The following is a 3,098-nucleotide window of genomic DNA, read 5'->3' as shown; positions in this document are numbered from 1 at the left end:
GGCCCCTGGTCGGGACCCGGCCCCCACTGCCGTGCGGCTCCGTGCCACCCTCCGGTCCAGCCGGTTTCGGCGGCCTGAGCGATTTCAGTGGTGTCAGCGGTGCGAGGGGAACTCCACCACCTGCTGGTAGGTCGGCCGGTTCTGCCAGCTGATCCGGTCGTCCGTGACGCCGCCGAGCGGCCGTTGCACGATCGAGTCGGCGCACCACTGGTCGCCGGCCGAACAGCCGCCGTCGTCGCCCGGGTAGACGGTGGTCGCCGGGGTGGCGGCCGCCTGCTTCAGGGTGGACAGCAGCATGTCCCGGCACGCCGCGAGTTGGCCGCCGCCGCAGTAGGTGTGCGCCAGCGGACCCTGCACGCTCTGGCCGAGCACCTTGCGCAGATCCTTGTCGGCGTACGACCACCAGCCGTACTGGAACGAACTGCCCGCGTGCGAGCCGGTCGGACCGTGACCGGCCGACGGCGACTCGTCGATGGTCAGGTTCGTCGCCAGCGCGTTGTACAGGTCGGTGCCGAGCCCGGGCTGGAACTCGCCCTGGATCAGCAGCGGCCACCACGCGTCCATGGTCCGCACCGCGTCCGCATTGGCGTACGTGTGCGAACCCGCCGAGGTCTCGGTGCGCTTGGCACCCGCCGCACCCCACGCGGTCAACTGCTGTACGGCGGCGGCCTCCTGGCTGTCGGTCACCGGCGAGCTGTTGATCACCTGGAGCAGATCGGGCAGCACGTCCTCACCCCGCAGGTCGGTCAGCGACGCATCCGCCATCGCCTTGACGAGCGAGGCCCTGGTCACGCCGCCGGCCTGCACCAGCGCCTTGACCCGGTCGTTGAGCAGATCGGCCCGATGCACCGAGCCGTTGCCGAAGGACGCCGAGGTATAGCCCGGGGCCTGCTTGTTGTTCCAACTGACGTAGTAGTCCTGGTCGATGGACTGCGGATGCTGCGAAGGCGGCGTGTAGTCGGCGGTGTTGTGGGTCGGGTCCCAGCCCTGCCAGTCGTACGGGCCGGTCCCCCACACCGGGAACGACGCGTCCACCCCGGCCGCCCGCACCGGGTTGGTGCCGCTGTTGTAGTACGCGGTCTGCCGGGAGTCCGCGTAGAACCAGTTGAAGGTGTAGTTGATGTCCTGCGCCGCCTTCTGGAACGACGCCGCGTCATGCACGAACCCCGGATCGTTCAGCTCCTGGAACCCGATGATCGAGTCGGCCTCATGCATATACGAACTGCGCAACTGCGTATACGCGACCGGCTTCCCGTCGATCGTGGCCCGGTAGATCACCGGCCCGTACGCCGTACGCCACACCTGCATCCGGTACGACCCGGCGGGCGTGGAGTCCGCCAGCGTCGGCGTCCAGGAATTGGTGCGCTCCAGCTTCTCCATGGCCACGCACTGGCCATGCAGAATGTAGTGCGTGTCGTCCTGGCAGAGCTGCACCGCGTAGGTGTCGGTCACATCCTGCGAGGCGGAAGTGGCGCTCCACGCGTAGTCCTGGCCGCGGCCCAGTTCCACATACATGCCCAGCCCCGCGAACGACGCGCCACGCGCACTGATCCCCGGTCCCTGAAGTTCCTGGAGCATCAGCAACTGCGGGGCGAAGTAGCCGGTCTGCGGGCCGAAGACGGCGACCGGATGGCCGCTCGCGGTGTGCGCGCCGCTCACCACCAGAGCGTTGGACATGCCCTTGCGCGGGTTCGAGAACAGGTTCGAGGGCAGCACCCCCGGGCTCTTCGTGGTGCTCTGCGTCGCTCCGCCGGTCGCGTCGTAGACCAGTGGCTCCGGCACCACCGAACCCGGGTCGGGCAGCGCCTCGCCATGCGGGTCCGCCGGCTTGCCCGCGTACGGGAACGAACTGCCGTCGTGCACGGTCGCGGTCGCCTCCGGGTCGTCCCGCTCCCGGAACGACTCCCACACATTTGTGCCGTCCTGCACACCGTACTTCTGCTGCGCAGCCAGCAGCGACAGCGCCGACTGCACCTCCCCGCCGCCGCCGGTGCCGAACAGCGCACCCACCACGGACGCGAGCGCGATCAGGTCGGTCAGCTTGAACGGCTCGATGTCACCCGCGTTCGTGATCGGGTCCACGTGCCCGGTCAGGTCGTACTCCCCCGGGAAGTAGCGGCCGTTCTTCGCCGCCGTGATGTACGAGTTGATGCCGTCGATGTAGTCCTGCGCGTCGGCCAGCGCCTGCTTCCCGCGCGCCCCGCTGTTGTTGCTCAGCCAGTCGACTTGCGCCTGCAGGTCGTCCTCGGTGTACGGGGCCTGCTGCCAGAACTCCTGCTCAAGGCCGCGGTTCGCCGCCGCACCGCCCGCGAACGACGACAACTCCCCCCGCCCGACATGCCGGAACAGGTCCATCAGCCACAACCGGTCCTGCGCGGCGGCATACCCCGCGCCGAACTCGGTGCCGTCCCGCGTCGTGCCCTTGATGTGCGGCACCCCGGTCGCCTTGTCCCGGGTGATCGTGACGTCCGAACGCGGGCTGATCACGGAGGCCACCTGGTCCGAAGGCACCCCGAAGGACGACGAGTTGAAGAAGTTGCTCAAATTCGCATCCGTCAGGCCCTGATACCCGGTCGCGAGCGACGAGTACGGCCCGAGCTGGTCCATCGTGTGCGCGGGGCGTGTGCCGAGCGCCTTGTTGGCGAGGATGTCGGCGAGCGTGGCGTTGCCGTTCTCGCCGGGTGGCAGGATGTCCGAGCACTGGCCTCCGCAATAGTCGGTGGTGGGGTCAGCGGCGTGCGCAGCCATCGCGCCCGGCGCCATCAATGTGGCGCCGAGGGCCAGCAGCGCGGCGGCGGCCGCGGTTCTCAAAGTGCCGATCCGCCTGCCAATCCGCGTGCCGATCCGTCGTGGGGTCCGTAGCGGCATATCTGCTCCTTCCGGGTACCGGTGCGCGGAGGTTACCGCCGGTACGCCATCCCCCGGAAGATGAACATACGTCAGCTTTTCATTTCTCCGGAGCCCCACATACCGCGAAGGTGACGATAGCCCCACACATCACCCTCGCCCCTCGACCCACTCGACCCGACACCACCTCAACTCAACCCGCCTCAACTCAACTTGACGCACCCCCGCCCGACACCACCTCAGCTCAACTC

The 3,098-nt window shown here is 68.6% G+C and carries 1 protein-coding gene; it reads right to left on the bottom strand.

Features of this window, described 5'->3' with window-relative positions; all coding sequences use genetic code 11:
* Positions 1-93: 93 nt before the first annotated feature.
* Positions 94-2,868 carry a penicillin acylase family protein gene (locus AC13HU_RS34770; RefSeq protein WP_483045987.1) on the bottom strand — a complete coding sequence of 925 codons (2,775 nt, stop codon included), beginning with the start codon at positions 2,866-2,868 and terminating at the stop codon, positions 94-96.
* Between the last annotated feature and the right edge of the window lie 230 nt (positions 2,869-3,098).

The organism is Streptomyces sp. NH27 (genome assembly GCF_056859195.1).
This window is presented reverse-complemented; position numbering and strand designations above follow the sequence as displayed.

Excerpts from the sequence above, each read along its gene's own strand:
- AC13HU_RS34770 (WP_483045987.1), bottom strand. The coding sequence starts at position 2,868 with ATGCCGCTACGGACCCCACGACGGATCGGCACGCGGATTGGCAGGCGG.